The sequence below is a fragment of the Acinetobacter sp. 148 genome (genome assembly GCF_031196675.1).
Taxonomy (GTDB): domain Bacteria; phylum Pseudomonadota; class Gammaproteobacteria; order Pseudomonadales; family Moraxellaceae; genus Acinetobacter; species Acinetobacter baumannii.
The window spans coordinates 186339-213304 of the sequence record NZ_JAVIMT010000081.1 but is presented as its reverse complement, the minus strand read 5'-3'; the positions used below and the strand labels follow the sequence as shown (position 1 = coordinate 213304).

General features: G+C 38.7%; 24 protein-coding genes and 1 tRNA gene. 13 read left to right on the top strand and 12 right to left on the bottom strand.

The window, feature by feature from the left end:
* Positions 1-151: 151 nt before the first annotated feature.
* Positions 152-1180: a hypothetical protein gene (locus tag RFX69_RS14890; RefSeq protein WP_000168943.1), complete on the top strand. Its 1029-nt coding sequence runs from the start codon at positions 152-154 to the stop codon at positions 1178-1180.
* A gap of 24 nt (positions 1181-1204) precedes the next feature.
* Here RFX69_RS14890 and RFX69_RS14885 read toward each other — a convergent pair whose 3' ends face one another.
* The 5 genes from RFX69_RS14885 to efp form a co-directional block, all read right to left on the bottom strand.
* Positions 1205-1720, bottom strand: coding sequence for a hypothetical protein (locus tag RFX69_RS14885; RefSeq protein WP_000725511.1), 516 nt, complete (start codon positions 1718-1720; stop codon positions 1205-1207).
* Between the two features lie 207 nt (positions 1721-1927).
* Positions 1928-2004, bottom strand: a tRNA-Val gene (locus tag RFX69_RS14880).
* Positions 2005-2172: 168 nt separating this feature from the next.
* A complete protein-coding gene (locus RFX69_RS14875; protein ID WP_289332523.1) occupies positions 2173-2475 on the bottom strand; it encodes a YbdD/YjiX family protein in 303 nt (100 codons plus the stop codon).
* Positions 2476-2477: 2 nt separating this feature from the next.
* A complete protein-coding gene (locus RFX69_RS14870; protein WP_199970066.1) occupies positions 2478-4574 on the bottom strand; it encodes a carbon starvation CstA family protein in 2097 nt (698 codons plus the stop codon).
* 166 nt (positions 4575-4740) lie between these two features.
* Positions 4741-5310, bottom strand: a complete 570-nt coding sequence (gene efp, locus RFX69_RS14865) for an elongation factor P (RefSeq protein ID WP_000035083.1) — start codon at positions 5308-5310, stop codon at positions 4741-4743.
* Between the two features lie 73 nt (positions 5311-5383).
* On the opposite strand from efp, the gene epmB reads away from it, so the two are divergent.
* The 3 genes from epmB to RFX69_RS14850 are packed head-to-tail and all read left to right on the top strand — an operon-like array spanning position 5384 to position 10266.
* Positions 5384-6400 carry an EF-P beta-lysylation protein EpmB gene (gene epmB / locus RFX69_RS14860; RefSeq protein WP_098713653.1) on the top strand — a complete coding sequence of 339 codons (1017 nt, stop codon included), beginning with the start codon at positions 5384-5386 and terminating at the stop codon, positions 6398-6400.
* A 15-nt stretch (positions 6401-6415) separates the two neighbouring features.
* Positions 6416-8161 carry a hypothetical protein gene (locus tag RFX69_RS14855; RefSeq protein ID WP_000981543.1) on the top strand — a complete coding sequence of 582 codons (1746 nt, stop codon included), beginning with the start codon at positions 6416-6418 and terminating at the stop codon, positions 8159-8161.
* Positions 8158-10266 carry an EAL domain-containing protein gene (locus RFX69_RS14850; protein ID WP_289332524.1) on the top strand — a complete coding sequence of 703 codons (2109 nt, stop codon included), beginning with the start codon at positions 8158-8160 and terminating at the stop codon, positions 10264-10266. The genes RFX69_RS14855 and RFX69_RS14850 overlap by 4 nt, the downstream gene beginning before the upstream one ends.
* A gap of 62 nt (positions 10267-10328) precedes the next feature.
* On the opposite strand, the gene rpmE is transcribed toward RFX69_RS14850, so the two are convergent.
* From rpmE to RFX69_RS14830, 4 genes are all read right to left on the bottom strand, one after another.
* A complete protein-coding gene (rpmE, locus tag RFX69_RS14845) occupies positions 10329-10553 on the bottom strand; it encodes a 50S ribosomal protein L31 (protein ID WP_001200845.1) in 225 nt (74 codons plus the stop codon).
* 193 nt (positions 10554-10746) lie between these two features.
* Entirely contained in the window at positions 10747-11718 is a 972-nt protein-coding gene (locus RFX69_RS14840; RefSeq protein ID WP_001984712.1) for a bile acid:sodium symporter family protein, read from the bottom strand.
* Positions 11719-11851: 133 nt separating this feature from the next.
* A complete protein-coding gene (gloA, locus tag RFX69_RS14835; protein WP_001242511.1) occupies positions 11852-12253 on the bottom strand; it encodes a lactoylglutathione lyase in 402 nt (133 codons plus the stop codon).
* Between the two features lie 2 nt (positions 12254-12255).
* A complete protein-coding gene (locus tag RFX69_RS14830; protein WP_289332525.1) occupies positions 12256-14445 on the bottom strand; it encodes an MFS transporter in 2190 nt (729 codons plus the stop codon).
* Positions 14446-14611: 166 nt separating this feature from the next.
* Here RFX69_RS14830 and RFX69_RS14825 point away from each other — a divergent pair, with 166 nt between their 5' ends.
* Positions 14612-17230: a Lon protease family protein gene (locus tag RFX69_RS14825; protein WP_140970829.1), complete on the top strand. Its 2619-nt coding sequence runs from the start codon at positions 14612-14614 to the stop codon at positions 17228-17230.
* A gap of 58 nt (positions 17231-17288) precedes the next feature.
* Here the strand turns inward: RFX69_RS14825 and RFX69_RS14820 are convergent, their stop codons facing one another.
* The 3 genes from RFX69_RS14820 to surE all read right to left on the bottom strand — a co-directional run bounded on the left by RFX69_RS14820 (position 17289) and on the right by surE (position 20032).
* Positions 17289-18218 carry a LysR family transcriptional regulator gene (locus tag RFX69_RS14820; RefSeq protein WP_000886772.1) on the bottom strand — a complete coding sequence of 310 codons (930 nt, stop codon included), beginning with the start codon at positions 18216-18218 and terminating at the stop codon, positions 17289-17291.
* A gap of 101 nt (positions 18219-18319) precedes the next feature.
* Complete coding sequence (locus RFX69_RS14815; protein WP_000550750.1) at positions 18320-19150, bottom strand: peptidoglycan DD-metalloendopeptidase family protein; 831 nt, start codon at positions 19148-19150, stop codon at positions 18320-18322.
* A 114-nt stretch (positions 19151-19264) separates the two neighbouring features.
* On the bottom strand, positions 19265-20032 hold the full coding sequence (surE, locus tag RFX69_RS14810) for a 5'/3'-nucleotidase SurE (protein WP_289332526.1): 768 nt from the start codon (positions 20030-20032) through the stop codon (positions 19265-19267).
* Positions 20033-20134: 102 nt separating this feature from the next.
* Here surE and RFX69_RS14805 point away from each other — a divergent pair, with 102 nt between their 5' ends.
* The 8 genes from RFX69_RS14805 to purB all read left to right on the top strand — a co-directional run bounded on the left by RFX69_RS14805 (position 20135) and on the right by purB (position 26933).
* Positions 20135-20506, top strand: coding sequence for an MCR_0457 family protein (locus RFX69_RS14805; RefSeq protein ID WP_004746479.1), 372 nt, complete (start codon positions 20135-20137; stop codon positions 20504-20506).
* Between the two features lie 147 nt (positions 20507-20653).
* Positions 20654-21076 (top strand): MCR_0457 family protein, encoded by a 423-nt coding sequence (locus RFX69_RS14800; RefSeq protein ID WP_000480885.1) that lies wholly within the window; start codon positions 20654-20656, stop codon positions 21074-21076.
* 126 nt (positions 21077-21202) lie between these two features.
* Complete coding sequence (dacC, locus tag RFX69_RS14795; RefSeq protein WP_000197255.1) at positions 21203-22351, top strand: D-alanyl-D-alanine carboxypeptidase PBP5/6; 1149 nt, start codon at positions 21203-21205, stop codon at positions 22349-22351.
* Positions 22352-22450: 99 nt separating this feature from the next.
* On the top strand, positions 22451-22996 hold the full coding sequence (locus tag RFX69_RS14790) for a gamma carbonic anhydrase family protein (RefSeq protein WP_001107199.1): 546 nt from the start codon (positions 22451-22453) through the stop codon (positions 22994-22996).
* 119 nt (positions 22997-23115) lie between these two features.
* Complete coding sequence (locus tag RFX69_RS14785; RefSeq protein WP_000741964.1) at positions 23116-23604, top strand: NUDIX hydrolase; 489 nt, start codon at positions 23116-23118, stop codon at positions 23602-23604.
* Between the two features lie 4 nt (positions 23605-23608).
* Positions 23609-24742 (top strand): tRNA 2-thiouridine(34) synthase MnmA, encoded by a 1134-nt coding sequence (mnmA, locus tag RFX69_RS14780; protein WP_001187604.1) that lies wholly within the window; start codon positions 23609-23611, stop codon positions 24740-24742.
* 13 nt (positions 24743-24755) lie between these two features.
* Complete coding sequence (hflD, locus tag RFX69_RS14775) at positions 24756-25490, top strand: high frequency lysogenization protein HflD (protein ID WP_000229973.1); 735 nt, start codon at positions 24756-24758, stop codon at positions 25488-25490.
* A 54-nt stretch (positions 25491-25544) separates the two neighbouring features.
* A complete protein-coding gene (gene purB, locus RFX69_RS14770; protein WP_289332527.1) occupies positions 25545-26933 on the top strand; it encodes an adenylosuccinate lyase in 1389 nt (462 codons plus the stop codon).
* Positions 26934-26966: the final 33 nt, after the last annotated feature.

The following is a 26966-nucleotide window of genomic DNA, read 5'->3' as shown; positions in this document are numbered from 1 at the left end:
GTAAATGTCAACAAACCCTATAGTTATTACTAGGAAAAGATAATTTTTATGCGACGTATATTGTCGTTAAAGTTATTGTTATAACGGTCAAGTGGAACAAAAATATTTTAATCCATTTATAATTAATTATAAATTTTATAGAGACAATAAGATGGCATCGACTCCACGCATTACTAATTATGATGAAGTTTTAGGTTTACCTGGTTTTTTAGAACAAAATTTAATTACACCCGAAAATTTTGATTCGGTGTTCTCTGATTATCAAATTCGAGACAGGGACATGCATTGTTGTTTAGTTAGTGATAGAGGGCTTTGTAATCACAAACACAATTTCGGTTATGTTATTAAATTAAAAGATGGCTCACTAAGTATAATGGGCAATGATTGTGCTGAAAGAAAGTTTGGAGCAAATGGAGGAATCATTCAAGGAATCAGCCTCTATGAGAATACTAAAGAAGCTGAGAAAAAATTAGGTAAAGTTTTTGATTTTGCTATTCGTATTGATGAATATATTGAAAGATTACGTAAGATCGAAGTTAATTTAAAAATCATAGAAGATTATTACTTTAACCTAAAACTTAATATTGGCTCAAGAAATTATTTAAAACTAAATGAGCGTTACAAAGCTGCTAATACAAAAGTTGAAGTAAAGACCTATAAATTAGGAAAACCCGACCCTGATAATCCGAATGAAGAAACTCTAATTTATATGGCAACTCATACGATTGGTCATATATCATCGTTAAACATTTTTGATGATAGAAATTTCAAAGAGTTTGAAAAGAAAGTTTTCAAACTTCGAGAGGCATTGAGAGACGCTTTAAAATCTCACAATCAAATTATTGAGGGTGAAAAGATACAACCTGCTGCATTACGAAAAAGGGTAAATACAATACTAAGTCAATTGAACTCTTTTGATGAAGTAGAAACAACCATCAACACCCGAGTATCTGATATTGAAAAATTTAGAAGAACAGACCCAGAAATTCTTTGTTATTTAACTGATGATTACGAAGAATCAAAAATCTTTGCCTCATTAAGTATGGCTTTTCACGGAATTGAAAACATGAAAGAAGAAACATATTTAAGGAGCCTAGAAATTAAGTATTCTACGGCTTTCAGATGTCATAGAATTAAAGCAGCCGATCATAGCGTTATGCGACGCTCTATTTTTTATTAGTTTTTAGTCCTAAAACATGATCTTCTAAAGATACTGGGTACATTCATCAGAATAAAAAATTTTTAATTCCGATTTTTTTATTTCTTTTTGACTGCCTAATGTATAAAGCTGCTCATCAATTAAAGAAATGATGTTTTCAATTATCATTCCTTTAATAATTTCATGCCCTACTACGTAAGGCGGTTTAGAAAATTTCAAAATAGAATTATATTTTGTCGAAATAGGATTCCTTACATCAAGTTGCATAGAATATTCATTTAAATTTTCTGAACCTTTATTGAAAAGCTTTATAGCCTCTAGAGGTTTATCAAGTATATCTGCAACCTTTGCGCAGTAAATACTCCTAGCACCTAAAATAACTTTTTGATCGTATTCCTCTGTTGGTACACCCATCCAACTATGACCTACATTAGATCCAAATAGTTCTTCCTTAAACGCATCACGAACGTTTATGGAATAAGCAGAGCTGTTTGAAGAAATTTCTTCAGCATGAGTACTCAAAGAAAAAATATAAAATATAAAAATATAAATTTTTTTCATCCATTCAAACCTTACAAATAGCTCTTATCCAAATTTTCTAACATGTATTGTTTTTTACTAATTAATTTTAATCTCTCCTTGTATAAACACACTATATTATAGAAACTGAAATTAAATTATATAAAGCAATAAAAAAGCCCTAAACCATTATAGTTTAGGGCTTTTTCAGTCATATAAAGCTATTCGAGTTTATAGGACTTTAAATCTTGGTAGGCATATCCAGACTCGAACTGGAGACCTCTACGATGTCAACGTAGCGCTCTAACCAACTGAGCTATACGCCTAAGATGGAAAGCATCATATTCATTTTTCAAAAGCAAAACAAGTGATTTACCAGTGAAAAAAATACAAATGAGCAGACTTTGAGCAAACTCTTTTTCATTTCCCAAAAAGTAAAACGGTACATGGTTCAACCACATACCGTCTTTATTTAGCCAAATATCAAGGTCAACTTAACAAGGGCACTTCTTCAAAGTACCACCTGCAGATGGGTATCTTGCATCAACACAATGTCGATAGAAAGTTTGTGCATCCATAGGTGTTAAATCTGGATGATGGGCTATCATATGCTCCAGATACGTTTGATAGTCCGGCACACCAACCATGAGTCGGAAGCTTTGCTGTAAACGCTGCCACAAGGTTGCGATACGTGACCAGTTCTTTGGAGAGAGCAATATCTCTTTTTGCGAAAGCACGGTCATTTTGATGATTTTCGCAATAATGACAGTACCATTTTTTGCAAATTTAAAATTCATCTTTATTCTCCTCGAGTGGTAACCACTTCAGGATCGGTATATACCGCAGGCGCTTCATTTACAGTCGGTGTTGGACTTGCTAAAGCACGACGAACAATACCAATTGAGGCAATAATCATGACAATCGATACAATCATAAAGAAGCCACAAAGTGCAGCATTAATCTGGTTCGACATCACAATAGTTTGCATTTCGGCAATGGTTTTTGCAGGCTTAAGAATTTCACCGTGAGCAATCGCATCGGAGAATTTATGTGCTTGAGCCAAGAAACCGATTTTCGGGTTTTCGTGGAAAATCTTCTGCCACCCTGCTGTCATACAGGTAATGAACAAGAAAATGGTTGGAATGATCGTCACCCACACATACTTCTCTTTTTTCATTTTGAACAAAATCACTGTACCCAAAATGAGTGCCATCGAAGCCAGCATTTGGTTACCCACACCAAATAGAGGCCATAATGAGTTGACGCCGCCAAGTGGGTCAATCACACCTTGATAGACGAAGAAGCCCCATCCACCTACCGCAACGGCCGTACCTAACAAGTTACCAAAGAATGAACCTGAAGATTTAACCGCCGGAATAACAATACCAACCGTGTCTTGCACCATAAAACGACAAGCACGTGTTCCTGCATCTACCGCAGTTAAAATGAACAATGCTTCAAATAAAATCGCAAAGTGATACCAGAATGCCATCATGGCGCGACTGTTAAAGATTTCAGAAATGATATGAGCCATACCAATAGCAAAGGTAGGCGCACCACCTGTACGTGAAAGAATTGAGCTTTCACCCACTTCTTGAGCTAAAACCGTCAACATTTCAGGCGTAACCACAAAGCCTAAATTACGTACAGCTTCCGCTGCAGATTCTACGGTTGTACCGAGCACTGCTGCTGGCGCATTAATCGCGAAGTACACACCTGGATCTAATACTGTCGCACAGATCATCGCCATGATCCCGACAAAAGACTCCATAAGCATACCGCCGTAACCGATCATGCGGATATTAACTTCGTTATCAACAAGTTTTGGTGTCGTACCACTCGATACCAGCGCATGGAAACCTGAAATGGCACCACAGGCAATAGTAATAAATAAGAACGGGAATAAGCTACCTGAGAAAACCGGTCCTGTACCGTCAATAAAATGGGTAACAGCAGGCATTTTAAGGTCAGGCAATGCAATCACAATACCGACTGCCAAACCAAGAATAACCCCGATTTTAAGGAAAGTAGATAAATAATCACGTGGTGCTAATAACAACCAAACTGGTAGTACCGATGCGATAAAACCATAAATGATGAGACACCAAGTGAGCTGTGTTCCAGTTAAAGTGAAGAACTCACCCCAATATGGATCTGCGGCAACATGTCCACCATACACAATTGCCAGCATCATTAAAACGAAGCCAATAATTGAAACTTCTGCAATACGTCCCGGACGAATAAAGCGCATGTAAACGCCCATGAACAATGCAATTGGAATAGTGGCTGCAATACTAAAGACACCCCACGGACTATGTGCAAGTGCTTTCACAACAACTAAAGCCAATACCGCAAGGATAATAATCATTACCCCAAGTGCGCCCAACATAACCACAATACCGGCAAAAGGACCAAGCTCCTGCTTTGCCATTTCACCCAGTGAACGGCCATCACGGCGTGTTGATATAAATAAAACTAGAAAGTCTTGTACCGCACCCGCCAGAACCACACCAACCAATAACCAGATGGTGCCCGGTAAAAAGCCCATTTGTGCAGCCAAAATCGGCCCGACTAATGGCCCTGCGCCGGCAATCGCGGCAAAGTGGTGTCCAAACAGTACATACTTATTTGTTGGCACATAGTCTAAGCCATCGGCTAAACGATGTGCAGGAGTTAATCGTCTCGGGTTTAATTCAAATACTTTAGTTGCAATAAATAGACTATAAAATCGATATGCGATGCTATACACACATGCAGCTGCCAGTACCAACCATACTGCATTAACATGTTCACCACGACTTAGCGCCAGCATCCCGAAAGAAATAGCACCTATAATTGCTACTAGGCTCCAGACCAATTTGGAGGGAAGCGTAGATTTCGCTTGCATTGTGTCCATTCTTAACCTCTCAATAAATAATTACAGCAGTTTTATATTGTTATGTACTGTTCTCTGCTCAATCCTTGTGACTCTACTCCTCCTTTGTTCTTTTTCCTCTTATACTTTCGCATAAAAAAAGGGATGATTGACATCATCCCTTCGATAATAGTTTATTTTTTAACTATTATGCACGCTCTAAATACTCACCAGTACGAGTATCTACACGAACGCTTTCTTCTTGCTGAACAAATAACGGAACACGAACAACCGCACCTGTTTCAAGCTTAGCTGGCTTACCGCCACCGCCAGAAGTATCACCACGTACGCCCGGATCAGTTTCAACAACTTTCAACACAACGAAGTTAGGTGCATTTACGTTTAAAGGAACGCCGTTGAATAACATGATTGTACATGTTTCATTTGAGTCGTCTTTTAACCATTTAGCAGCATCACCCATTGCAGTTTTGTCAGCTGCAATTTGTTCGAAGCTTTCTGGGTCCATGAAGTGCCACATTTCGCCATCGTTGTATAGGTAGTTCATTTCTACTTCTACGATGTCAGCAGCTTCTAAAGTATCACCAGATTTAAAAGTTTTTTCTAAAACTTTACCAGTTTTAAGGTTACGTAATTTTACACGGTTGAACGCTTGGCCTTTACCCGGTTTTACGTATTCGTTTTCCATGATTGAACATGGGTTACTATCAAGCATGACCTTAAGGCCTGGCTTGAAATCATTTGTAGAATAATTGGCCATGACTGGCACACTCCAAACTTAACAAGTCAACTATGCGATATAATGCGCTGTTGCATTATCTTAATCGTGTCGCATGATAAACTATTTACACCAAGAGCAAAACTGGCAATCACAACTCAGTGACCTTATTACCGATCCTTTAGAGTTGTTGAACCTGCTCGAGTTATCCACTGATCAGCTATTATCAGGGGCGATTCTGGCTTCTGAAAAGTTTAAATTGCGTGTTCCGCGTGCGTTCGTCGGAAAAATGAACGCTAAAGATCCTCTTGATCCGCTTTTACTCCAAGTGTTGCCACATCATTTAGAACTTGAGGAACATCCTGAGTTTATCACCGACCCTTTAGGTGAAGAAGCAGCCAATCAGTTACCGGGTGTTTTACATAAATATAAATCTCGTTTTTTACTGACTTTGACCGGTGCATGTGCAGTTCATTGCCGTTACTGCTTCCGCCGTCACTTTCCTTATCAGGAAAATTTACCTAAAAATGAAGATTGGCTAAACATTAAAAACTATATCGAGTCGAACCCCGATATTAACGAAGTGATTTTAAGCGGAGGTGACCCTCTTACGCTTTCTAACCGTAAATTAGCGCTTTGGCTAGAACGTTTATCATCTCTCAAACAAGTGAAGATTCTGAGAATTCATTCACGCGTTCCAATTGTCATTCCAAACCGTATCGACGAAGAGCTTATTTCTTTATTAAAAAACAGTAGGCTGCGTATTATTCTGGTGGTACACTCAAACCATGCTTCTGAACTCGATGACTTTACTTGTTCAAAATTGTTGCAGCTATCTGAACACCACATTACTGTTCTAAATCAGGCAGTATTGCTTAAAGGGGTGAATGATTCTGCTCAAACTTTAACTGATTTAAGTTATCGTCTATTTGAAGCTCGCGTTATGCCATATTACTTACATGTATTAGATAAAGTAAAAGGCGCACAACATTTTGATTTAATACCATCTGAAATAGATGCGATATATCAAGACGTGTTAGCGAGCCTACCAGGATATTTGGTTCCTAAACTCGTCAGGGAAATTGCGGGCGAAAAGAATAAAACACCGCTTTTTGGGGCTACAACTTTTTGAGTTATATAATAAGTGATGATGAATAATGCACTTTCGGACATTTTTCACAATCAAACCGCACTTACTCGTGAACGGTTAAGCTTTTGTGAAGCCAACATTAAAGATCTTAATGAGTGGGTCACTACCCTTTCTATTATGCAATTGGGTGATACTTCAAAAGCGCTATTTACAGCAATTTTGGAGCTGAATGAGTTAAATTGTAGTGAAACCTTACGCTTTGACTTAATTCAGACACTTCACCCAACCATTAATAATGTGTTGGCGAGTTTAGAAAAAAACTTCTTTAACCAAGGCGTCATTAGTACCGACCGTAACGAGCACATTATTGAACTGGCTATGCTTCTGCGCTGTTATTTTGCCAGTATTTATTTAAATATTGCGCAAACAAGCCACGAACAGCTACAAAAGCAGAAGTTTTCTTTATTCTCTTTTAAACAAAAGAAAAATTTACAAACCGCACGAATTCTGGCGACATTCCACGCATTGCAGCAGTTGACCAATCTTTTATATCAACAGCATATGCTCTATAGCGAACCTGTCAAAGGTCAATGGTTAATTGCTCACCAGCTTTATGAAACAGCGGTTCAATACAAATATCATTTAACCAATATTAATCATATTCAAGGTGTACAGCATCCGCTAGCCAATATTACGCAGGCTTATGCGCAGCTTATTTTATTAGATATTTTTAACACCAATCAGATTCGCCAGTCAGAAATTCAGGCCCTGTTTCAATGTAGTTTTGACTGGGCACGCATGATTCAGATCTTGCCGAAAGACACTGCTTCAACAAAGTATGTGGTCGACCCAACTAAAGATCATCCGCCTGTATATAACAAAAAACAAAGTTCAAATTTCAATCCAAGTATTTTTATTAGCACGCAAGCTTTGCTTGAGCATGTCACTGCCACCATGCATAAAAATGCTCAATATATGTCTAAAAATGAAAAGATTTATTTAAGTCCCGCATTAAAGTTTCACGTTCAAACGATTTTGGGCACCACAGCACAGCGCCGTCATGAGCGTTACGAATATAATGCAGCTTTACAAATCTGTTTTGGCTTAAGTACCGCACATTTTTATTTATCTAAAGCCAAAAACTTTGAAGAAACACTACAACTGAGTAATAACTATAATTTACAAAGTGAATCGAAAGTTTTATCCAATTTAGAGAAAAAAGAACAACAAACCTCGTCTTATCAACGCTTAAGCCGTGAGAGTAAAACCATTTATCAAACTACCGTGCTTGATATTAGTGTTAATGGCTATCGTATTAAATGGTCCGGCGAAGCACCTAAAAACTTAAGAACTGGCGAATATATTTTGGTGAAGGAAACGCTACATGGTCAGTGGCGTGGCGGTGTTATTCGCTGGATTAAGCAATCTACAGAAAAAAGTCTGGAACTGGGTTTAGAAATTCTTTCACAAGCCATGTTCCCTTGCGCTGTACATATTCAGGCAGAGCGGCATACGCGTAATTATCACCCTGCACTATTACTACAAACTCAAAACCTAGAAGAAATACAAAACACGCTTATTTTACCGGGGTCTCAAATTTTTAGAGAGCAACAAACAATTCATTTACGATTGGGGACAGAAGAAATCAAAGTGTATCTACTCAAAGCACAACTCATTACTCAAAGTTTTATTCAATTTCAATTTGAGCTTCTGAATGAGCAGCAACAGTACCTGCTTGATCAGTTCATGTTGAAAAAGAATAACACCGTGAATAGCCAAGATTTATGGGAAGCATTAAAGTGAGAAACTCTTTACTATCTAAAAGGTTAAAACGTACTGAAATACGTTTACTCATTATTGATGATAACCAGTTACGTTATAACCAAATTTTAAATTTATTATCGGGGAATGATTATCAAGTTAATGCCTTATTACTTGATGATTTAAAAAGTTTTGAAAAGCAGCTCAATACATCTTGGGATGTCATTATTTTTGGTCGCGCCTATGATTTGAAAATTGAACAAACTCTCTCCCTTGTTCAAGCCTCAGAACAGCCGCAGCTTCCAATATTACTTTTACAGCCAGATGATTATCAAGCGCAGCAATATCAAAGCTATATTCAAAAAGGAATTTATGATGTAGTCCCACTAGAACCGCTAGATTATTTTTATATTACTTTGGTTCGGGCACTGTCATACAGCCGCCTTTTACAGACGGAACAACGTCTTTTGGCTGAGCTTGATACCATTCATACGCATACGCAAACACTGGTCGACAACAGCCATAAAGCGGTTGCTATTTTTCAAGAAGGCATCCACATTAAGGCAAATACCGAATATTTGAATCTTTTTGGTTTTCAACAAGAAGAAGATATTATTGGATTGCCGATTTTAGATGTCTTACAACCCAACGATTTAAATATTTTTAAACAGCGGTTTAAGAAAATTTCTTTAGGCCAGTTTGATCAGGCACGCTTTGAAATCCAGAGTCAGCATCAGGCTATTTCTGGTAATAATGCGCTAAAACTTGAGTTTATTCCAAGCCAAGAAGAAGATGCGGTACAACTCACCATCGACTATCAAGTTGATTTAACTAATCCAGCAAATAGTACTCCGTCCGAAAAAAGTGTTGGGTTGAGTGCAGCTTGGCCACAGATTAATCGTCATTTATCGACCCACCCTGCTCAAGCAAACGCCGTTGTTTTATTTAGACTTGCACAGTGCCCAGAACGAATTTTTCAACAGGGTTGGCAAACTTTAGGGCAATATTTCAATCAGCTCCATGGTTTTTTAAAAGACCATGCACAGATGCCGATTTTCCAAGTCGACTTGGGTAGTTATGTCGGGATTTTACAAGCCGAAAATAGTTCAGTTTTAAACTCACAGCTAACGAGTTTACAAACTTTGCAAAAAGAACATTTGTTAAAAGTAAATGAGCAAAACTTTTCAGTGCAGTTAAAGCTTGGTTATGCTTTTCTCAACCAGCCCTTAACTGAGAACTCTTTTAGCTCATTATTGAACGAGGCGGAAAAGCAAGGTTTACCTCAGGTTACACCTCAACTTGAAGTAATGCCAACCGTAGACAAAACGGTTTCACCGAGCATTGAAGCTGTTCCTCTTGATTTAACAATTGAACATTTTGACCATACGCCTCAGTCCTCTTTGCTCCAGCAATTAAGACAAAAACTAGCTCAGGGCGAAATACATCTGAAGTACCAGCAAATTTACGATAAGCATGACCAAGAAACTCATAACTATGAAGTGACAAGTGGTTTTATTGCTGGTGAACAATGGTATGACTTAAATGATTTAAGTGATCTTAAAGAAGATGCAGAACTTTCAATTCAGTTAGACCGCTGGATATTGGTAGAAGCGTGTAAACAGCTTCATAATTTCATTGCTCAGTATCCTAAAGCGAAACTCATTATTAACCTTAATATTGATATTTTGCTAAAAGATAAAACATTCCCCGAGCTGATTTCCAAACTACTGACTATTATCGGAAGTAAAATTGAAAGCCCACTGATTTTGCAATTTTCAGAACAAGCTCTTCAGCCTTATCTTCCAATTGCTCAACAACACATTGCTCGCTTACGCCAACATGGTGCGGAAATTTCAATTCGAGATTTTGCTTCTTCTATGTATAGCGATTCAATATTACAGCAGCTTGATATTCAACTTGTAAAATTACAGTCCAGCAAAACTGATCTATTAAGCTCAGACCAAGGGCTTAATAACTTACAAGAAAAAATATTGAACTATTTGACTGTAAAACCGATTGGAATTTTATTAGGTCACTTGAATGATATGAACCTGTTTGCCAATGCATGGAATGTAGAAGCACGCTTTCTACAAGGTGATTATTTTCAGAAAAAACTTGACCGCTTAACAGACGTACAAGACCAATAATGGTCTTGTATATTAAAAACAAAAAACGGGCATAAGCCCGTTTTTTGTTTCGTTTTGAAGTATTAACGCTTGATAGAGCGAGACATACCAGCAAAACGTTGTTTGAATTTGTCGATACGACCACCAGTGTCTACATTCTTTTGTTTACCAGTGTAGAAAGGGTGGCAAGCTGAACATACGTCAAGGTAAATAGTTTCTTTACCTAAAGCAGAACGAGTTTCGATTACGTTACCGCAAGAACAAGTTGCAACTAATTTTTCATATTTTGGGTGAATATCGGCGCGCATCGTCGATTACTCCTAATTGAAGAAAGGCTTAAGCTGTCATCGCAATTGATCACTCTCAATTAAATTGAGGAAAGCTTTTACAAGCAGATCAACACCACAACAGACCATTCTTTTGGCCCACCGAAACCTCAAGGGTTAGAGCTAAGCACAACAAGTGGGCAATATTATACGCCATATAAATTTTTTTTGCGAATTAATCTTGGGATTTAGCCAAGTAATTTGCAATGACCCCACAGACCATTAACTGGATTTGGTGAAAGATCATAATTGGTAAAACGATCATACCTAAAGGTTGGCCAATAAATAAGATTTGTGCCATAGGTACACCACTGGCCAAGGTCTTTTTTGAGCCACAAAAGAACACTGTAATTTGATCAGCTCGATTAAAACCAAAAGCGCGCGGTAGATAAAGTGCTAGCAGCATAATAATGGTGAGTAAAACAGAACAAGCAATGGTTAAAAGCAGTAAGGTTTTCCAACTCACTTGATGCCAAAGTCCAGCAACCACTGCCCCACTAAATGCACCATAGACCACCATCAAAATTGAACCTTGGTCAAATGCTTTTACAATACTTGGTACTTTTGCCATATATGGAAAAACATAGGGACGAAGTAATTGCCCTAAAACAAAAGGCACTAATAGCAACAAAGTAATTTGTATAATTGAAGATGTAGGATCAAATCCGTGCTGACTTTGTCCTAAAATAAAGAAACTGACTAAAACTGGCGTAATAAACATACCTACCAAGTTTGAGAAAGATGCGCTACATACCGCCCCCGCTACATTCCCTTTTGCAACTGAAGTAAATGCAATAGAAGACTGAACAGTAGATGGCAAGAAACACATAAACAAAAAACCCCAATAGAGTTGCTGCCCTAATAGAGGTAAAAGAATAGGTTTAGCCAATAAACCAATAGCAGGAAAAATAAAGAACGTAATTGCAAATACCAGTAAGTGCATTTTCCAATGCAAAATACCTTCAATGACTGCCTCACGAGACAGCTTGGCACCATGCAAGAAAAATAAAATAGCAATCGCGACTGTAGTTAATGTATTGAAATACTGCGCAGCTTGACCACTGACTGGAAAAAAAGTTGCTAGTAGTACCATGCCAACCAACAAAATTGTAAATCGATCAAGTGCCAAGAACTTCAGCATGTTCACATCCTATGATTATTTTAGATAAAGAAAAGCCCAGTTGATAAATTGACCATTTGGTCAAGCCTTCATCATACTGGGCTATAAAAATAAAGCTAGACTTTTAAGACCTAAATCTTAAAGCGCCTGAGTCATTTATTTAATTATTTCTAGCATTTGCGTCTTGTTGAATAAGCTCGACTTTGTAGCCATCCGGATCTTCAACAAATGCAATCACCGTTACACCACCCTTCATTGGGCCAGCTTCACGAACGACTTTACCGCCACGTGCTTTGATTTCTTCACATGCTTTATAAGCATCTTCAACACCAATCGCAATGTGACCATAGCCATTTCCTAAATCATAACTTGAGGTATCCCAGTTATGAGTAAGTTCAAGCACGGTATTATTTTCTTCATCGCCATAACCAACAAATGCCAGTGTAAAGCGACCTTCTTCATAATCACGCTTACGAAGTAACTTCATCCCTAATACTTCGGTATAGAACTTTAAAGATTGTTCTAAATTGCCTACTCGCAACATTGTATGAAGCATTCGCATGTTTATTCACCTGCCTTTTCTATGTCATGTGTTTGATGATCTTTAAGCAGTTTTCCAACCCAAACAACTAAAATTAAGATTGGAATCCCGATCATTGTGGTCATCAAAAAGAAGTTTGGGTATCCAATATTACTCACTATGGTACCCGAATATCCACCTAAAAGTTTTGGGGTAAGGGTCATAAGTGAGCTAAAGATCGCATATTGAACAGCAGTAAATGACACACTGGTCAAACTTGAAAGGAACGCAATAAATGCCGCACCGGCTAAGCCTGAAGCCATGTTATCAACAACAATGGCAAAATAAAGCCATAGTGAGCTATAAGGTTTAATGACTTTACCACTAATCTCAACTTCTTGACCTGATTGAGTATCAATGTACGGTAAAGGATCGATATTCACATCTAATTCAGGTTTTGGTACAGAATTTGAAGCGACTTCATAGTGGTGAGTAATCGATAATATTTTTTGATTTCCATCGACAATTGAAGCAGTAAATTGCTTACTTGGTGATGACAATAATTTTTGCATATCAATTGCTGTGTTAAACACACCCTTTTGATCTGTCATTTTTGCATCAAAATTTTGTCCATCAAGATTCACCACAATCTTTTGAGTAGGTGATAAGGCTTTACCAAAATACTGTCCACGAATCACGACACTGCCTTCGGAAGAGTTAGCCGATATCTGATCACTTCCCATTAAAGGTAAAATTTGTAAAGGAACACTCTCAGAATGAGTTGTCACTAGAGGTTGAGCCCGAACGATAGTCTCGGCTTGTTGATCTTGCAAAGCATAACCAGCTTTTACATCAATTTGTTGGGTGCCATTAAAACTTGAGCTTGGCACTTTTAGCTTCCAATACCCCACTTCATCTGGCTTCACTTTATAATGGTGATTCCCAATTTGGACATCCACCGTATCAAGCGGTTTTCCAGATTTTACTAAGCCAATGAAAATGAGATTAGTAGAGCTTGCCAATACAGCACCAACGAACATCAGTTTCATGATGTTCATACGTTGAGCTAATAAGCCACCTAAGAAACCACCCACCAAACTGAAAATAACACCATAAACTTTTACGGCTTCAGCAATTTGTTCTTTGCTAAAGTTCAGATCTTGATAAAAGACATTAGAAATCACACCAGCAATAATGTCTGAAATACGGAAGAACCCAATCAAGAATAGAAGTACTAAGGCAAGTTTGACACCATAACGTTTAAAGAAATCCAGAATTGGGGCAATCCAAGTTTCCTTAGCCATTTGCTGGTTCACCACACCTATTTTTACTAATAGATAACCAGCTAGAATGGCAACGCCTGTCGCCGTTAAGAACCTTAAAGCTTCTAAACCAAATAAAGCAGCACTATCTTGAATATTGCCAGCTTTTGAAATTGCTTCGGTAACTTGGCCTGAGTAAATATAGGTTAATACAAATGAAATAACTGCAATAAAAAATACTAAAACCAGACGGTAATAATCACTTGATTTATAGTTTTTATATATACGATCAACTTTAGGTTCACGAACGAGTAAAGTTGTAATAATACCGACCAACATGACTGCTGCCATCGTTAAATAGGTCGTCTTCCAAGCCTCGTAAATATAATTTCCTTTTGCGGTCCCCAAATGCGCCGCTAAGAATAATGCACCAGCACCAGCTACAATCATACCGATCCGGTAACCCGCATTATAAGTTGATGCCAACACTGTCTGCATTTCAGTTTCAGCCAGCTCAATACGATAAGCATCAATCACAATATCTTGCGTTGCAGCCGAGAAGCCAAGTAAAACTGCGCCTGCTGCCATTTGAACAAGGTAACTGTGACCTAAAGCAGGGTCGGCAAAAGCCATTGTACATATCGCAAGTACGATTAAACACTGCGCAATAAGCAACCATGCACGTCTTCGGCCTAAAGCTTTAGTCAAAACTGGTACAGGTAACTCATCAATTAAGGGAGCCCAAACAAATTTAAAGGAATATCCTAAAGCCGCCCAACTGAAAAAAGTGACGGCACTTTTATCAATGCCTGCTTCACCTAGCCATAAAGAGAGACTAGAGAAAATCAATAAAATGGGTATTCCGGCAGAAAAACCCAGAAATAGCATAATTAATGCACGACGGTCTAAAAATGCTTTAAACGCCGAGACCCAACCAGAGGTTTGTGTGGTCATTCGTTTTTTATTTTCCATAAATTATAAATGCGCCTATTCAATCGCTTCTTACAATTGCTTTCAAGATTCTTTATGCAATCAAGTTTTGTTTTGATGATAAAAACGGCAAGTTTGCTTGATATTTTATGCTAAACCTGTATACCTTTAATCTTCAACCTTCGTTTTCTTTTGCTGGATATCAACAGTGACACAAAAACTTGATCAAGTGACATCTTCAACTTTATCACTCGCTAAAACAAACACCACAAACGTCACAATAAATGCATTTCCTTCAGCTTTTGAGCAACCTGATATTAAAATGACTTTAGATAAAACAGCGTTAAAACCCGAACAACTTACGCATATTCCAAATTTTGAAAATATTCCAGCCTCAACAAAACGCATCAAGCCGCTCAACAACTTTTTAGGGCAAGACCGCGCCAAAGCTTCGGTAGAAGCCGGCATTTCCTTACCCTACTCTGGTTATAACATTTTTGCGGTAGGAACAGCAGGCTTAGGTAAACGCACCATGATTAAGCGTTTACTACAACAACATGCCAAAACAATGCCTACTCCAGATGATTGGGTATATGTTTATAACTTTAAACAGGCTCGTCAGCCCATTGCGCTACGCTTCCCTGCTGGACAAGGAACCAAGTTTCAACAAACTCTTCATCAAACTTGGCAAATTATTTTAAAGCAGCTTGAACGTCGTTTTAGTGCAGAAACTTATCATAACCGTATCGAGCGAATCCGTCAGGAAACTGGTGATGAACAGCAACAAGCGCTTGTCGAATTAACAAAAGAAGGCGAAGAACTTGATCTAAAATTGATTTCTCGAAATGAGAAACATGGCTTTGTACCTGTACAGTTAAAAGATAATCAGGTTCAAGAACTGACTCAAACAGAAATTGACGCTTTAAATAGCAAACAGCGTGCTGAGATTGCAGCCAATATTCGCTATATGGATAAAAAGCTTGAGCGTCTTGGTCTGCATTTGGGCGACTTAGAAGATGATGCGCGCGACAAAGTTTCTGTTTTAAATCGAGACATCGCCACTCAAGTGGTTATGCCACGCATGGACTTAATTTTAAATAAATATGGTCAAGTGAAAGGCCTTGAAGATTATTTAAAACAGTATGCTCAAGATATCATTGACAATGTTGAGTTAATTTTAGAACAAGAAGAAGATGACTTTGCTCCTGCTATGTTCAATCGCGTACCGGCGCGTTATCAAGCAAATGTGATTGTCTCAAACAAGCCAAATAGCGGTGCACCAGTTATTTTTGAAGATTTCCCAACGCACTACAACTTGCTGGGTCATGTAGAACAACTCACCCACAACGGCACAATTACCACAGATTTCACTCTTATTCGCCCTGGTGCCCTACATCAAGCCAATGGTGGTTTTTTAATGCTTGAGGCCGAGCAATTACTCGAACAGCCTTATGCATGGCAAGGTTTAAAGCGTGCCTTAAAATCAGGCCAACTCAAGCTCTCTTCTCTTGAACATATGTTGACTTTAACCGGCAGTATCTCGATAGAGCCTGCTGCTATTCCACTTGATATTAAAGTGGTACTGATGGCAGAGCCTGAGATTTATTATGAAATTTTAGAAGTAGAACCAGAGCTTGGTAGCGTATTTAAAATTCGCGCAGATTTTACCGATACATTACAACGTAATGACGAAAATGAACAAGCTTATATGCAGCTGATTGCAGACTATGTACAAGCCGATAAACTACTTCCATTTGACCGCAGTGCTCTAGCGGCATTACTGACAGACTCAAGCCGTCAGGCCGAAGACCAAAGCTCCTTGTCGTTACATGCTTCAACGTTGGGTGATCTTATTCGTGAAGCGCATCATCATGCATTTAAAGCCAATGATAAGATGGTAACCGACCAGCACATTAACCTTGCCCTACAACACCGACAATATCGCTTAGGCTATTTAAGAGAACTTTACTGGCAAGATTTATCGCGTGGAACCCAGTTAATCGAAACTTCTGGCCATCGTTTAGGTCAAATTAATGCCCTCTCTGTCATTCACTATGCAGATGTTGAGTTTGGTTTACCTTCACGCTTAACTGCCTCGGTTTATCAAGGCGGTGGTGATATTCTTGATATTGAACGTAGCGTAGAATTAGGTGGTTCATTGCATGCCAAAGGCGTGTTACTCATGTCTAGCTTCTTAAAAGCTCACTTTGGCCGTGAACAGATTCTACATTTTTCTGCTGCTCTGGCTTTTGAACAAAGTTACGGCCAAGTGGACGGCGACAGTGCAACCGTTGCCGAGCTTTCTGCATTAATCTCTGCAATTAGTCAGTTACCAATTGATCAGTCATGGGCAATTACCGGTTCTATGAACCAGTTAGGTCAAGTTCAACCAATTGGTGGCGTAAATGCAAAAATTGAAGGCTTCTATGATGCATGTAAGCTACAAGGTTTAACTGGCAAACAGGGTGTCATTATTCCACGCCAAAACATGCAACACTTGATGCTACGTCAAGATGTGATTGATGCGGTGCGAATGGGTCAATTCCATATCCATGCAATTGATACAATTGATCAAGCACTTGAGATTTTAATGGCTCGCCCTGTTGGTACTCTCGACAAAAAAGGCAAATACAGCAAACACTCTATTTATGCTGCTGTAATGGAACAGCTTGAATACTGGCAAGCGATCGAAGATGGCGCAGAAGTTGAAGAGGAGCCAAAGAAGAAAAAGAAAAATAAGAAAAAAATTAAAAAACATGAAGAACTCACAGCCGATGATCTTCCTCAAGAAGCTCAAGAGGAAGTTGCTACGCTAAAGCAAAAATAACACTGACATAGAAAAAGGGCTTGTAATAACAAGCCCTTTTTTATGAATAAGGTAAAAATTAACGAACAATCTGCATTGCTCTTCCGCCGGCCAACTGACTAAAGTATTGCTTAAGCGCTTCGACACAACGTTGAATTTTCATTGGCTGTTGATCGTGTTTTGCAATCTCTGCATATAAAGTGAAAGCTGGGAGTTTCCAATCTGGAAGGATTTCAATTAAAGAACCATTCTTTAGTTCTTTTTGAGCATCTAAATATAAAATTCTGGCAATTCCATGCCCTTGCTGGCATAGCGCTTTAGCCACTTGTAAATTATTACTTTGCAAACGGCTTGTCATCTCGATATTTAATTTTTCACCAGTTTTAGCGTGCTGAAAATTAAAACTACGTGAGTCATTCATTGCATTGATAGAAAGCAACTCATGGTTGTTTAAATCATTTGGATGCAAGATCGGGCTTGTTTGATTGAGATAGCTGGGAGAAGCTACCAAAATCTGATCGACAAAAGCCATAGGAATAACAGAGTCACTCTCTTCTACCGCTGTAGAACTCATGCGCACTGCAATATCAATTCGCTCTTCGATTAAATCGATATATCGATGCCCCACTTCAAAATGAACAGATAGACCACGATGGGCAGACATCCAGTGAGATAAAGCAGGAATAATGTGCTGAACCGCTAAATCAGGGGTAGTTGCAATACGCAAGTCACCAATCAAATCATCTCGCAATTCATTGATTCTGATTTTGCCTCTTTCTGCTGCTGCCAACATTTCTTGGCAACTTGAGAAAAAAGCCTGCCCTGCCTCAGTCAAACTAAGTTTTCGCGTAGAACGATGTAATAAAATTACATCCATTTCATTTTCAAGAGAACGGATTTGCTGACTTACAGCACTTGTTGTAATGCCTAATTCACGTGCCGCACCACTAAATGAACTTTTTTCAACCACACAAGCAAAAACACCCATCGCACGAAGCTGATCTAACATAGGTTTCCTCAAATCTAATTCTAAATTTATAAAAAATGCTTATTGTTGTAATGAAAGCAACCAATTGTATTATACGAGGAAACCTATATTTAATGCATTAGCTAATTTGGTAAAAGATTTGCAGGGTTGATCGGTTTACCGTCAAGGCGAATTTGGAACTCAAGCATAACGCGAGATGCCCCTGAAGACCCCATTTCAGCAATCTTTTGGCCTGCGGTTACATTGTCACCACTCTTGACCATCATCTTGCTATTGTGGGCATACGCACTGATGTAACCATCAATATGTTTAATTAAAACTAAGTTACCATATTCTTTCAGACCATCGGCTGCGTATACAACTTGACCATCAGCCGCCGCATAAATCGGGTCACCTTGGTTACCACCGTAACGGATTCCTTTGACATTATTCGCCAAATTAAAGCCTTGAATAACCGGACCGTTATTTGGTTTCACCCAACGTAAGCTTGAGCTTGGAATAGATGCTCCCACTGTTGTATTGGTTGATGGCGCAACAGTTGCTGGTGGCGGAGTGGTTGTAGTTGGTGCAGTAGTTGTCGGTAAAGCAATTGTTTGACGCTTAATCGGTTCTGGTTGCGCCATGACTTGTGTCGACACGGTTCTTGGTGAAGAAGATTTCTTCAATCGTAATGATTGATTAACATAAATACGATATGGCGGTGCAATACCATTCATCTCTGCAATACTGAGATAGTCCAGACCATAACGCATTGCAATACCACTTAAAGTATCACCTGAACGGACCGTGTAATAGTTAGGAGCCATTGCATAGCGAGAACTATTATTAATTTGTGGTTTAGAAGCACATCCTGCCATTGCAACAGTAAAACCTACAGCTACAGACAACATCATAATTTTCATTATTTTGTCTCTTTGAATATGCAATCTGCTTTGTTGCCCAGTTAAATGCATCGATCTCCCTCACTAAATGCTACAAATCATTTCGGCTAAGAGTACCAAAAAAGTAAGAGGAAACATGTTCCTCTTTTTCTTTATTCACAAAGTTATAACATTCGGCTCAGTTTATTACCCCAAACTGGCCTGCAAATCTTCTAAAACCGCATAGTTTGTTGCATCCATCTGAATTGGCGTCACGCTCACAAAACCATTCGCGACCGCAAAAAAATCAGATTGTATTTGACTGGCAATACGCTGTGGATCAGTTACCGCCTCACCAGCGAGACCAATCCAGTAAACCTGTCTTCCTCTAGGGTCTACATGACTGGTGATAGGTTTAGATTGGGCACGGCGGCCTTGGTAAGTAATTTGTGTACCTTTAAGCTGAGGTACATCTGGAATATTAATATTAAAAATATGTCGTGGTGGCAATGCTGGTAGTCCTTTTGCAATAAAGTCATGTACCCATTTGGCAGCTTGCGCATAATCATCTTTATGGTCGTATGAACGTACATCAGGCCCGGCCAAAGAAACCGCAATTGCCGGTTGTTTCATTAAACGACCTTCAAAGGCGGCGCCAACAGTTCCCGAATATAAAACATCATCGCCTAAATTTGCGCCACTATTGATTCCACTAACAACCAAATCAAATTCGAAATCAAATAATCCATTCATGGATAAATAAACACAATCGGCTGGTGTGCCATTAACAGCCCATACATCTTCAGCAATTTGAATAGGACGTAAAGGACGATCTAAAGTTAAGGCACTCGAAAACCCGCTTCTTTCACTTTCTGGTGCAACCATTACAACACGGCCTAGTGGTTTTAACGCGTCAGCTAAAGCTTGTATACCTGGTGCAAATACACCGTCATCATTGGCAATTAAAATATTCACAAAAAATCTTTCTCGACAAATAAACCCAGAGGTTTTCTCAATTGAATTATTTGTTGAATTATATATATTTATGCCTCCATAGCATTATAAAATTGTGAAAAAATGAAAACTTTCGCTCCTTTTTTTCAAGTATTGGGGATCAGTATCACATTGTGTACTCAAGCGGTTTTTGCTGATGAGGGTATCTCAACACAAGAAGCTGACAGCTTAATTAAAGATGACATTGCCTCGACTCAAGTCTTACAAGAAATTTGCCCTACTTTTGTTGGCGCAAATAAAAAACTTGAAACCAATACTCAAAAGATTATTGCCATGTACCTGAGTGGTTTTTCCAATAAATCAATTACCTTCTCTGCGCTGCAAAATGATTCAGAATATAAAACCCTGTTAAGTGAAGCACGTCAGGCTGCCAAAGAAATGGATCACCACGAACAACATGAACTTTGTGAGGAAGTGGTAAATTACAAAGATTAAGAGCTTAGCTCAATCAGTAAGCTTATCTTTGGGGTTTTCTGTTGAGATAAAGCAGAAAACCTACATAACAATACATTTTTTCCATTTTTTTAGCGTTTAAATTGTTTAAGCTATCGGCATATTTCAAATTTTTGTTTCAGGTTATCCATGTTTATGAAAAAAAGCTTAGTTCAATCACTTTCTGTTGTTTTACTCATGACAATGGCAACAGTGGGTTATGCTGCTGACAAGAAAAAAACAGCTGAAAAGAAAACTGAAAATGAAAATGTTGTTGAAGTTACACCGTCCAAAGGTACTACACCGGAAGAATTAGCAGCAATTCAAGTACTTTCTGAAATTTGCCCAAGTTTGATTGGTAAAAAAGATGCCGAATTTGCTCAAGGTTATGAGCGTCTTGTAAAAGACTATTTACCAAATGAAGCCGATCCAGTTGCAGCTTTAGAAAAACGTAGTAAAGACAAGAGCTTCAAGAAAGTCTTAAAAGAAGCACGTAATGATGCAAAAGCTGCTGGTAACGAACAAAATACGTTAGTTTGCCAAGACGTGAAAGCTTATCAATCGCAAAACTAAATTAGTTAAAAACTCTCTAGTTACAATACTGTTTGAAAAAGCCGACTTCCCCCATAGAAGTCGGCTTTGCTTTATCCTAAAATGCTAGGCTCTTCTGCTTCATACAAGATATTGGAATTACCTAGAATGACTCGAAAAAGCGCTATTGCTGCACTCCTCCTCTTACCAAGTTTTTCTTATGCAGCAACTGTCTTATCAGCTCCGCCAGAATTAAATAATAAGTCTTATGTATTAATGGATTACGAGACAGGACAAATTCTCGCTTCTAAAAATGAAAATGAAAAGCTTGCTCCTGCTTCTATGACTAAAATGATGACAAGCTACATCATTGAACAAAAATTATTAAAAGGTGAGCTTACCGAAAATGAACAGGTTCGTATGAACGAATCTGCTTGGTGTAAAGGCAGTAGTTCTGAATCATGTATGTATGTTCCATTAAATGGCACAGCAACTGTTTTAGAAATGCTTCGCGGTATTATTATTCAGTCAGGTAATGATGCATCAAAAGCAATGGCTGAACATATTGCTGGGAATGAAGGTACTTTTGCTCACATGATGAACCAAGAAGCAAAACGTATCGGAATGACCAATACCCAGTTTATTAACTCAACAGGTATGCCAGCTGAAGGTCATTACTCAACTGCAAAAGATATGGCTGTTTTAGCACAACATATTATTAAAGACAGCTCAAAATACTACCCAATTTATTCTGAAAAAGAATTTACATTTAACGGTATCAAACAAGGTAACCGTAATGCTTTACTTTACACTGACCCAAGTGTTGATGGCTTAAAAACAGGCCATACTGATGAAGCTGGTTACTGCTTAACGACTTCAAGTAAACGCGGTCCAATGCGTTTAATCTCAGTTATTTTTGGTACACCAAGCATGTCTGAACGTGCTGACCAAACTCGTGCATTATTGGCGTGGGGTTTTGCAAACTTTGAAACTGCAAATGTACAACCTGCAAACCAAGTTCTTGCAAAAGCTAAAGTTTGGTTTGGTAAAGAAAATGAAGTTCAGGTTGGTTTAGCTGAAAACTTTAATGTGACTATGCCTAAAGGCAAAGCGGACGGCATTAAAACTCAATTGGTTGTTCAACCGAACCTAAATGCACCACTTCAAAAAGGTCAAGTCGTTGGTAAGCTTGTTGCAAGTTTAGACGGTAAAGTTATTGCCGAAAAACCATTGGTTGCTTTAAAACCTGTTGAAGAAGCTGGTTTCTTCGCACGTTTAATTGACCATATCAAACAATTCTTCAGCAACTTATTCTAAATTTAAATAATTTTAGAATAGTTGAATTAAGCACTCATGCTATTAGCGTGAGTGCTTTTTTATTTTATACTTTTACTAAATTTTCTATTGATACTACTCATGGCAAAAAACATCCGTCCTTATTTAGACCATCACCCACAAATTGATCCAAGCTGTTACATTGATGAAATGTCTGTGGTTGTAGGTGATGTTAAATTGGCCGAAAATGTTTCGGTGTGGCCTTTTGCAGTCATTCGCGGAGATGTAAACAGTATTCAAATTGGCAAAAACAGTAATGTACAAGACCACTGTATGCTACATGTCAGCCATAAAAATGATGCAAAACCTAATGGTTCACCTCTTATTATTGGTGAAGATGTGACAGTAGGCCATCATGTTACCTTACATGGCTGTACTATTGGTAACCGCGTACTAGTCGGAATCAATACGGTTATTTTAGATGATGTTGTTATTGAAGATGATGTGATGATTGGTGCGGGAAGCTTAGTTCCGCCTCGTAAAGTCTTAAAAAGTGGTTATCTTTATGTTGGAAGCCCCGTACAACAAGTACGTCCTCTAACCGAAAAAGAATTGGCATTTTTACCTTACTCAGCAAGACATTATGTAAAAGTGCAAAATAACCATAAAGATAATCAAATAAATTAAAACAAACCGAGTTTTTCAAACGATAGAATTATTCGCATGCTCTATCGTTTGTAAGATGACCGTAGCCAAAAACCCCTAAATTTCGTATCATACGACTTTTAAATTCATGGTGCTTTTTTATGGCCGCATGGACTCCTCATGTCACTGTCGCTACAGTCGTAGAAAAAGATGGACGCTATCTTTTTGTCGAAGAACATAGCGAAGGTTTTGTACACACAGTGTTTAATCAACCTGCTGGTCATGTGGAGTGTGGTGAAACACTAACAGAAGCAGCGATCCGTGAAACGCTTGAAGAAACAGGACATCATATAGATATAGATGCCCTACTTGGTATTTATACTTATACCCCCCCTATGTTTCCGGACCGTACTTATTATCGCTTCTGCTTTTTAGCGCATGTGACCCACGTCGAAAGCGACCCAAAACTTGATACAGGTATTGTTTCTGCTGTCTGGATGACTCTAGATGAACTTAAAGAATCTGCCCGTGCACGTAGTCCTCTTGTCATTAAAGCCATTGAAGACGCCATGAAAGGACAACATTATCCTTTAGCTCTTATTTATGAGCACCCTTTCTCTCCCTCATTAACTTCTCATTTGGATGCCTAGTCCTATGCAACAACGTGTCATCGTCGGTATGTCTGGTGGCGTAGATTCCTCTGTTTCTGCGGCGCTCTTACTTCAACAGGGTTATCAAGTTGAAGGTCTTTTCATGAAAAACTGGGAGGAAGATGACGGCACGGAATACTGTACGGCAATGGAAGATTTAGCCGATGCTCAAGCAGTCGCAGATAAAATCGGTATTAAACTTCATACTGCAAACTTTGCTATGGAATATTGGGACCGCGTATTCGAACACTTCTTGGCTGAATATGCAGCCGGTCGCACTCCAAACCCAGATATCTTATGTAATAAAGAAATTAAGTTTCGCGCATTTTTAGATCATGCCATGACCTTAGGTGCAGATTTTATTGCAACAGGTCATTATGCTCGTCGTGCTGAAACTGCTTATAACTCTAAAGGTGAGGCATATGCACCTTTATTACGTGGTTTAGATAACAATAAAGACCAAACTTATTTCTTACATGCAGTGCATGGCCGTGAAATTAACAAAACGCTCTTCCCTGTAGGTGAAATTGAAAAACCGGAAGTTCGTAGAATTGCTGAAGAACTGGACTTAGCAACTGCGAAGAAAAAAGATTCAACTGGTATATGTTTTATCGGTGAACGTCGCTTTAATGACTTCCTTAAACAATATTTACCCGCTCAACCAGGTAAAATTGTACTTGATAACGGCAAAGAAGTTGGTGAACATCACGGTCTGATGTACTATACGCTCGGTCAACGTGGCGGTATTGGTCTAGGCGGTATGAAAGGTGCATCAGAAGGTGCATGGTTTGTACTTCATAAAGATGTTGCCAATAACCGTTTAGTGGTCGGCCAAGGACATGATCACCCACTTATGCAAAGTACACAGCTTTGGAGTGAGGCCATTGACTGGGTAGCAGGCGAGCAAAATATTCCGGCTGAAGGATTACGTTGCACTGCTAAAACACGCTATCGCCAGCCTGATCAAGCTTGTACAGTGTTTATTGATGAAAATAGTGAGCATGGTGTTCGTGTTGAGTTTGATGAACCTCAACGCGCAGTTACACCAGGCCAAAGTGTTGTATTTTATTCGGATGAAGTTTGCCTAGGCGGGGGTGTTATTCACCATACAAACGCCCCTACACCAAATTTTATTTAAGGGAATGAATGGCATGGTGGAGTTACCCTTTCAACAATCACAAGCCTTGAATGTTCGCCAAAACCGTGCCCTCGCCTTGGCTGGGGTATTTCAAGCGACCCAGCTTACGCATATGACCGCCATGACAGGTCAGCAAAGTATTGGTGAAAGTGGTAACTTTTATTTTGAGTTATTAATAAAGGCGAGTTTAAATATTCGCCCTACAACAAATAATAATACTGTTCAGACGTTGGATTTTTTTAATCAATTGGCTGATATTTCGTTGGGTCTTAAAACTCTTGAAAATTGTATCACTCAGCCTTTTACCAATGCGCCTAAATCTCGTTTGCCTAAAATGCGTAGTGCAAAACTTCCAATGTCTTATGCGATGTCACTTTTGCAGTTAGAGAAAAAGGTCTATAGCAATCCTGAATATGTGGCGATTATTGAAAAAGCGCAGCAGAAGATTTTAAAACAGCTTTCTTTTTTTGATAATAACTATTTACATCCAAGTATTTTAGCCAATTTGGCGCAAACCTATGTTGATACTGCCGGACAGATTAATCCACGTATTCTTGTTCGTGGTAATGCTGAGGCATTTAAAGATACCAACCATACCAACCGTATTCGTGCTTGTCTGTTTACGGGGCTACAAATGGCCCATTTATGGCGACAACTCGGCGGTAGTTCATGGAACATGATTTTTAGCAAACGTAAATTGCTACAGGATATTCAAGCACTTGCTCGTTTACAGTACCAAGTTATCTAAGGCTGTAACGAGATTATTTTTGTTTTATGTTTATTCCAGCATTAAGGAATCGTTATGAACGCTTTAACCGCACTATCACCATTAGATGGACGTTATGCCAGCAAATGTGATGCGCTACGCCCTTTTCTTTCTGAGTTTGGTTTAATTCATGCTCGTGTCATTGTGGAAGTGCGTTGGTTACAAGCGCTTTCTAACCGTCCGGAAATTGTTGAAGTTGCTCCTTTCTCAGCTGAAACAAATGCAGCTCTAGATGCAATCGTAAGCAACTTCTCTGAAGAAGATGCGAACCGCATTAAAGAAATTGAACGCACAACTAACCATGACGTAAAAGCAGTTGAATACTTCTTGAAAGAGAAAATTGCAGGTATTGCTGAATTACAAAATGCGGGTGAGTTCATTCACTTTGCTTGTACATCAGAAGATATCAATAACTTGTCTCATGCACTTATGCTTAAAAACGGTCGTGAAGTTTTAGTATCAAGCATGAAGCAAATTTTAAATGCAATCTCTGCTTTAGCTACAACTCATGCTGAACAACCGATGTTGTCTCGTACACATGGTCAAACTGCTAGCCCAACAACTTTGGGTAAAGAAATGGCGAACGTTGCATATCGTTTAGCTCGCCAAATCAAACAATTTGAAAATGTTGAATTACTAGGCAAAATCAATGGTGCTGTAGGTAACTACAATGCTCACCTTTCTGCTTATCCAAATGTGAATTGGCCAGCGCATTCACAAGCTTTTGTTGAATCTTTAGGTTTAACATTTAACCCATATACAACTCAAATTGAGCCACACGACTACATGGCTGAATTATTTGACGCATTACGTCGTTTCAATACAATTTTGATCGACTTTAACCGTGACGTATGGGGTTATATCTCTTTAGGTTACTTCAAGCAAAAACTTAAAGAAGGTGAAGTTGGCTCATCAACTATGCCACATAAAGTTAACCCAATCGACTTTGAAAACTCTGAAGGTAACTTAGGCATTGCAAATGCAGTGTTGGCTCACTTAGGCGAAAAATTACCAATTTCTCGCTGGCAGCGTGACTTAACTGACTCAACTGTACTTCGTAACATGGGTGTTGGTTTTGCTCAAAGCTTAATTGCTTTTGATGCTTGCTTAAAAGGTATTGGTAAACTTGAACTCAATGCAAACCGCTTAAATGAAGATCTTGACCAAGCTCAAGAAGTTCTTGCAGAGCCAATTCAAACGGTTATGCGTCGTTATAACGTTGAAAAACCATATGAGAAGTTAAAAGCATTAACTCGTGGTCAAGCAATGACGCGTGACATGATGGTTGACTTCGTAAATGGTAACGAACTTGCTCAAGTACCAAGTGAAGAGCGTGCTCGCTTAGCTGAGCTTACACCTGCAACTTACACAGGTAATGCTGCTGAACAAGCTAAACAAATTAACGAATTAATTAGCAAAATCTAATTAAAAAAGTTATAAAAAGCGAAGCTTAGGCTT

Coding starts and splice junctions, on each gene's coding strand:
- purB (WP_289332527.1), top strand. CDS start 25,545: ATGAACGCTTTAACCGCACTATCACCATTAGATGGACGTTATGCCAGC.
- dacC (WP_000197255.1), top strand. CDS start 21,203: ATGACTCGAAAAAGCGCTATTGCTGCACTCCTCCTCTTACCAAGTTTT.
- RFX69_RS14820 (WP_000886772.1), bottom strand. CDS start 18,218: ATGTTAGATCAGCTTCGTGCGATGGGTGTTTTTGCTTGTGTGGTTGAA.
- RFX69_RS14890 (WP_000168943.1), top strand. CDS start 152: ATGGCATCGACTCCACGCATTACTAATTATGATGAAGTTTTAGGTTTA.
- RFX69_RS14800 (WP_000480885.1), top strand. CDS start 20,654: ATGTTTATGAAAAAAAGCTTAGTTCAATCACTTTCTGTTGTTTTACTC.
- efp (WP_000035083.1), bottom strand. CDS start 5,310: ATGGCCAATTATTCTACAAATGATTTCAAGCCAGGCCTTAAGGTCATG.
- RFX69_RS14815 (WP_000550750.1), bottom strand. CDS start 19,150: ATGCATTTAACTGGGCAACAAAGCAGATTGCATATTCAAAGAGACAAA.
- RFX69_RS14790 (WP_001107199.1), top strand. CDS start 22,451: ATGGCAAAAAACATCCGTCCTTATTTAGACCATCACCCACAAATTGAT.
- RFX69_RS14830 (WP_289332525.1), bottom strand. CDS start 14,445: ATGGAAAATAAAAAACGAATGACCACACAAACCTCTGGTTGGGTCTCG.
- RFX69_RS14785 (WP_000741964.1), top strand. CDS start 23,116: ATGGCCGCATGGACTCCTCATGTCACTGTCGCTACAGTCGTAGAAAAA.
- hflD (WP_000229973.1), top strand. CDS start 24,756: ATGGTGGAGTTACCCTTTCAACAATCACAAGCCTTGAATGTTCGCCAA.
- mnmA (WP_001187604.1), top strand. CDS start 23,609: ATGCAACAACGTGTCATCGTCGGTATGTCTGGTGGCGTAGATTCCTCT.
- RFX69_RS14805 (WP_004746479.1), top strand. CDS start 20,135: ATGAAAACTTTCGCTCCTTTTTTTCAAGTATTGGGGATCAGTATCACA.
- RFX69_RS14855 (WP_000981543.1), top strand. CDS start 6,416: ATGATGAATAATGCACTTTCGGACATTTTTCACAATCAAACCGCACTT.
- RFX69_RS14885 (WP_000725511.1), bottom strand. CDS start 1,720: ATGAAAAAAATTTATATTTTTATATTTTATATTTTTTCTTTGAGTACT.
- epmB (WP_098713653.1), top strand. CDS start 5,384: ATGATAAACTATTTACACCAAGAGCAAAACTGGCAATCACAACTCAGT.
- gloA (WP_001242511.1), bottom strand. CDS start 12,253: ATGCGAATGCTTCATACAATGTTGCGAGTAGGCAATTTAGAACAATCT.
- RFX69_RS14870 (WP_199970066.1), bottom strand. CDS start 4,574: ATGGACACAATGCAAGCGAAATCTACGCTTCCCTCCAAATTGGTCTGG.
- rpmE (WP_001200845.1), bottom strand. CDS start 10,553: ATGCGCGCCGATATTCACCCAAAATATGAAAAATTAGTTGCAACTTGT.
- RFX69_RS14875 (WP_289332523.1), bottom strand. CDS start 2,475: ATGAATTTTAAATTTGCAAAAAATGGTACTGTCATTATTGCGAAAATC.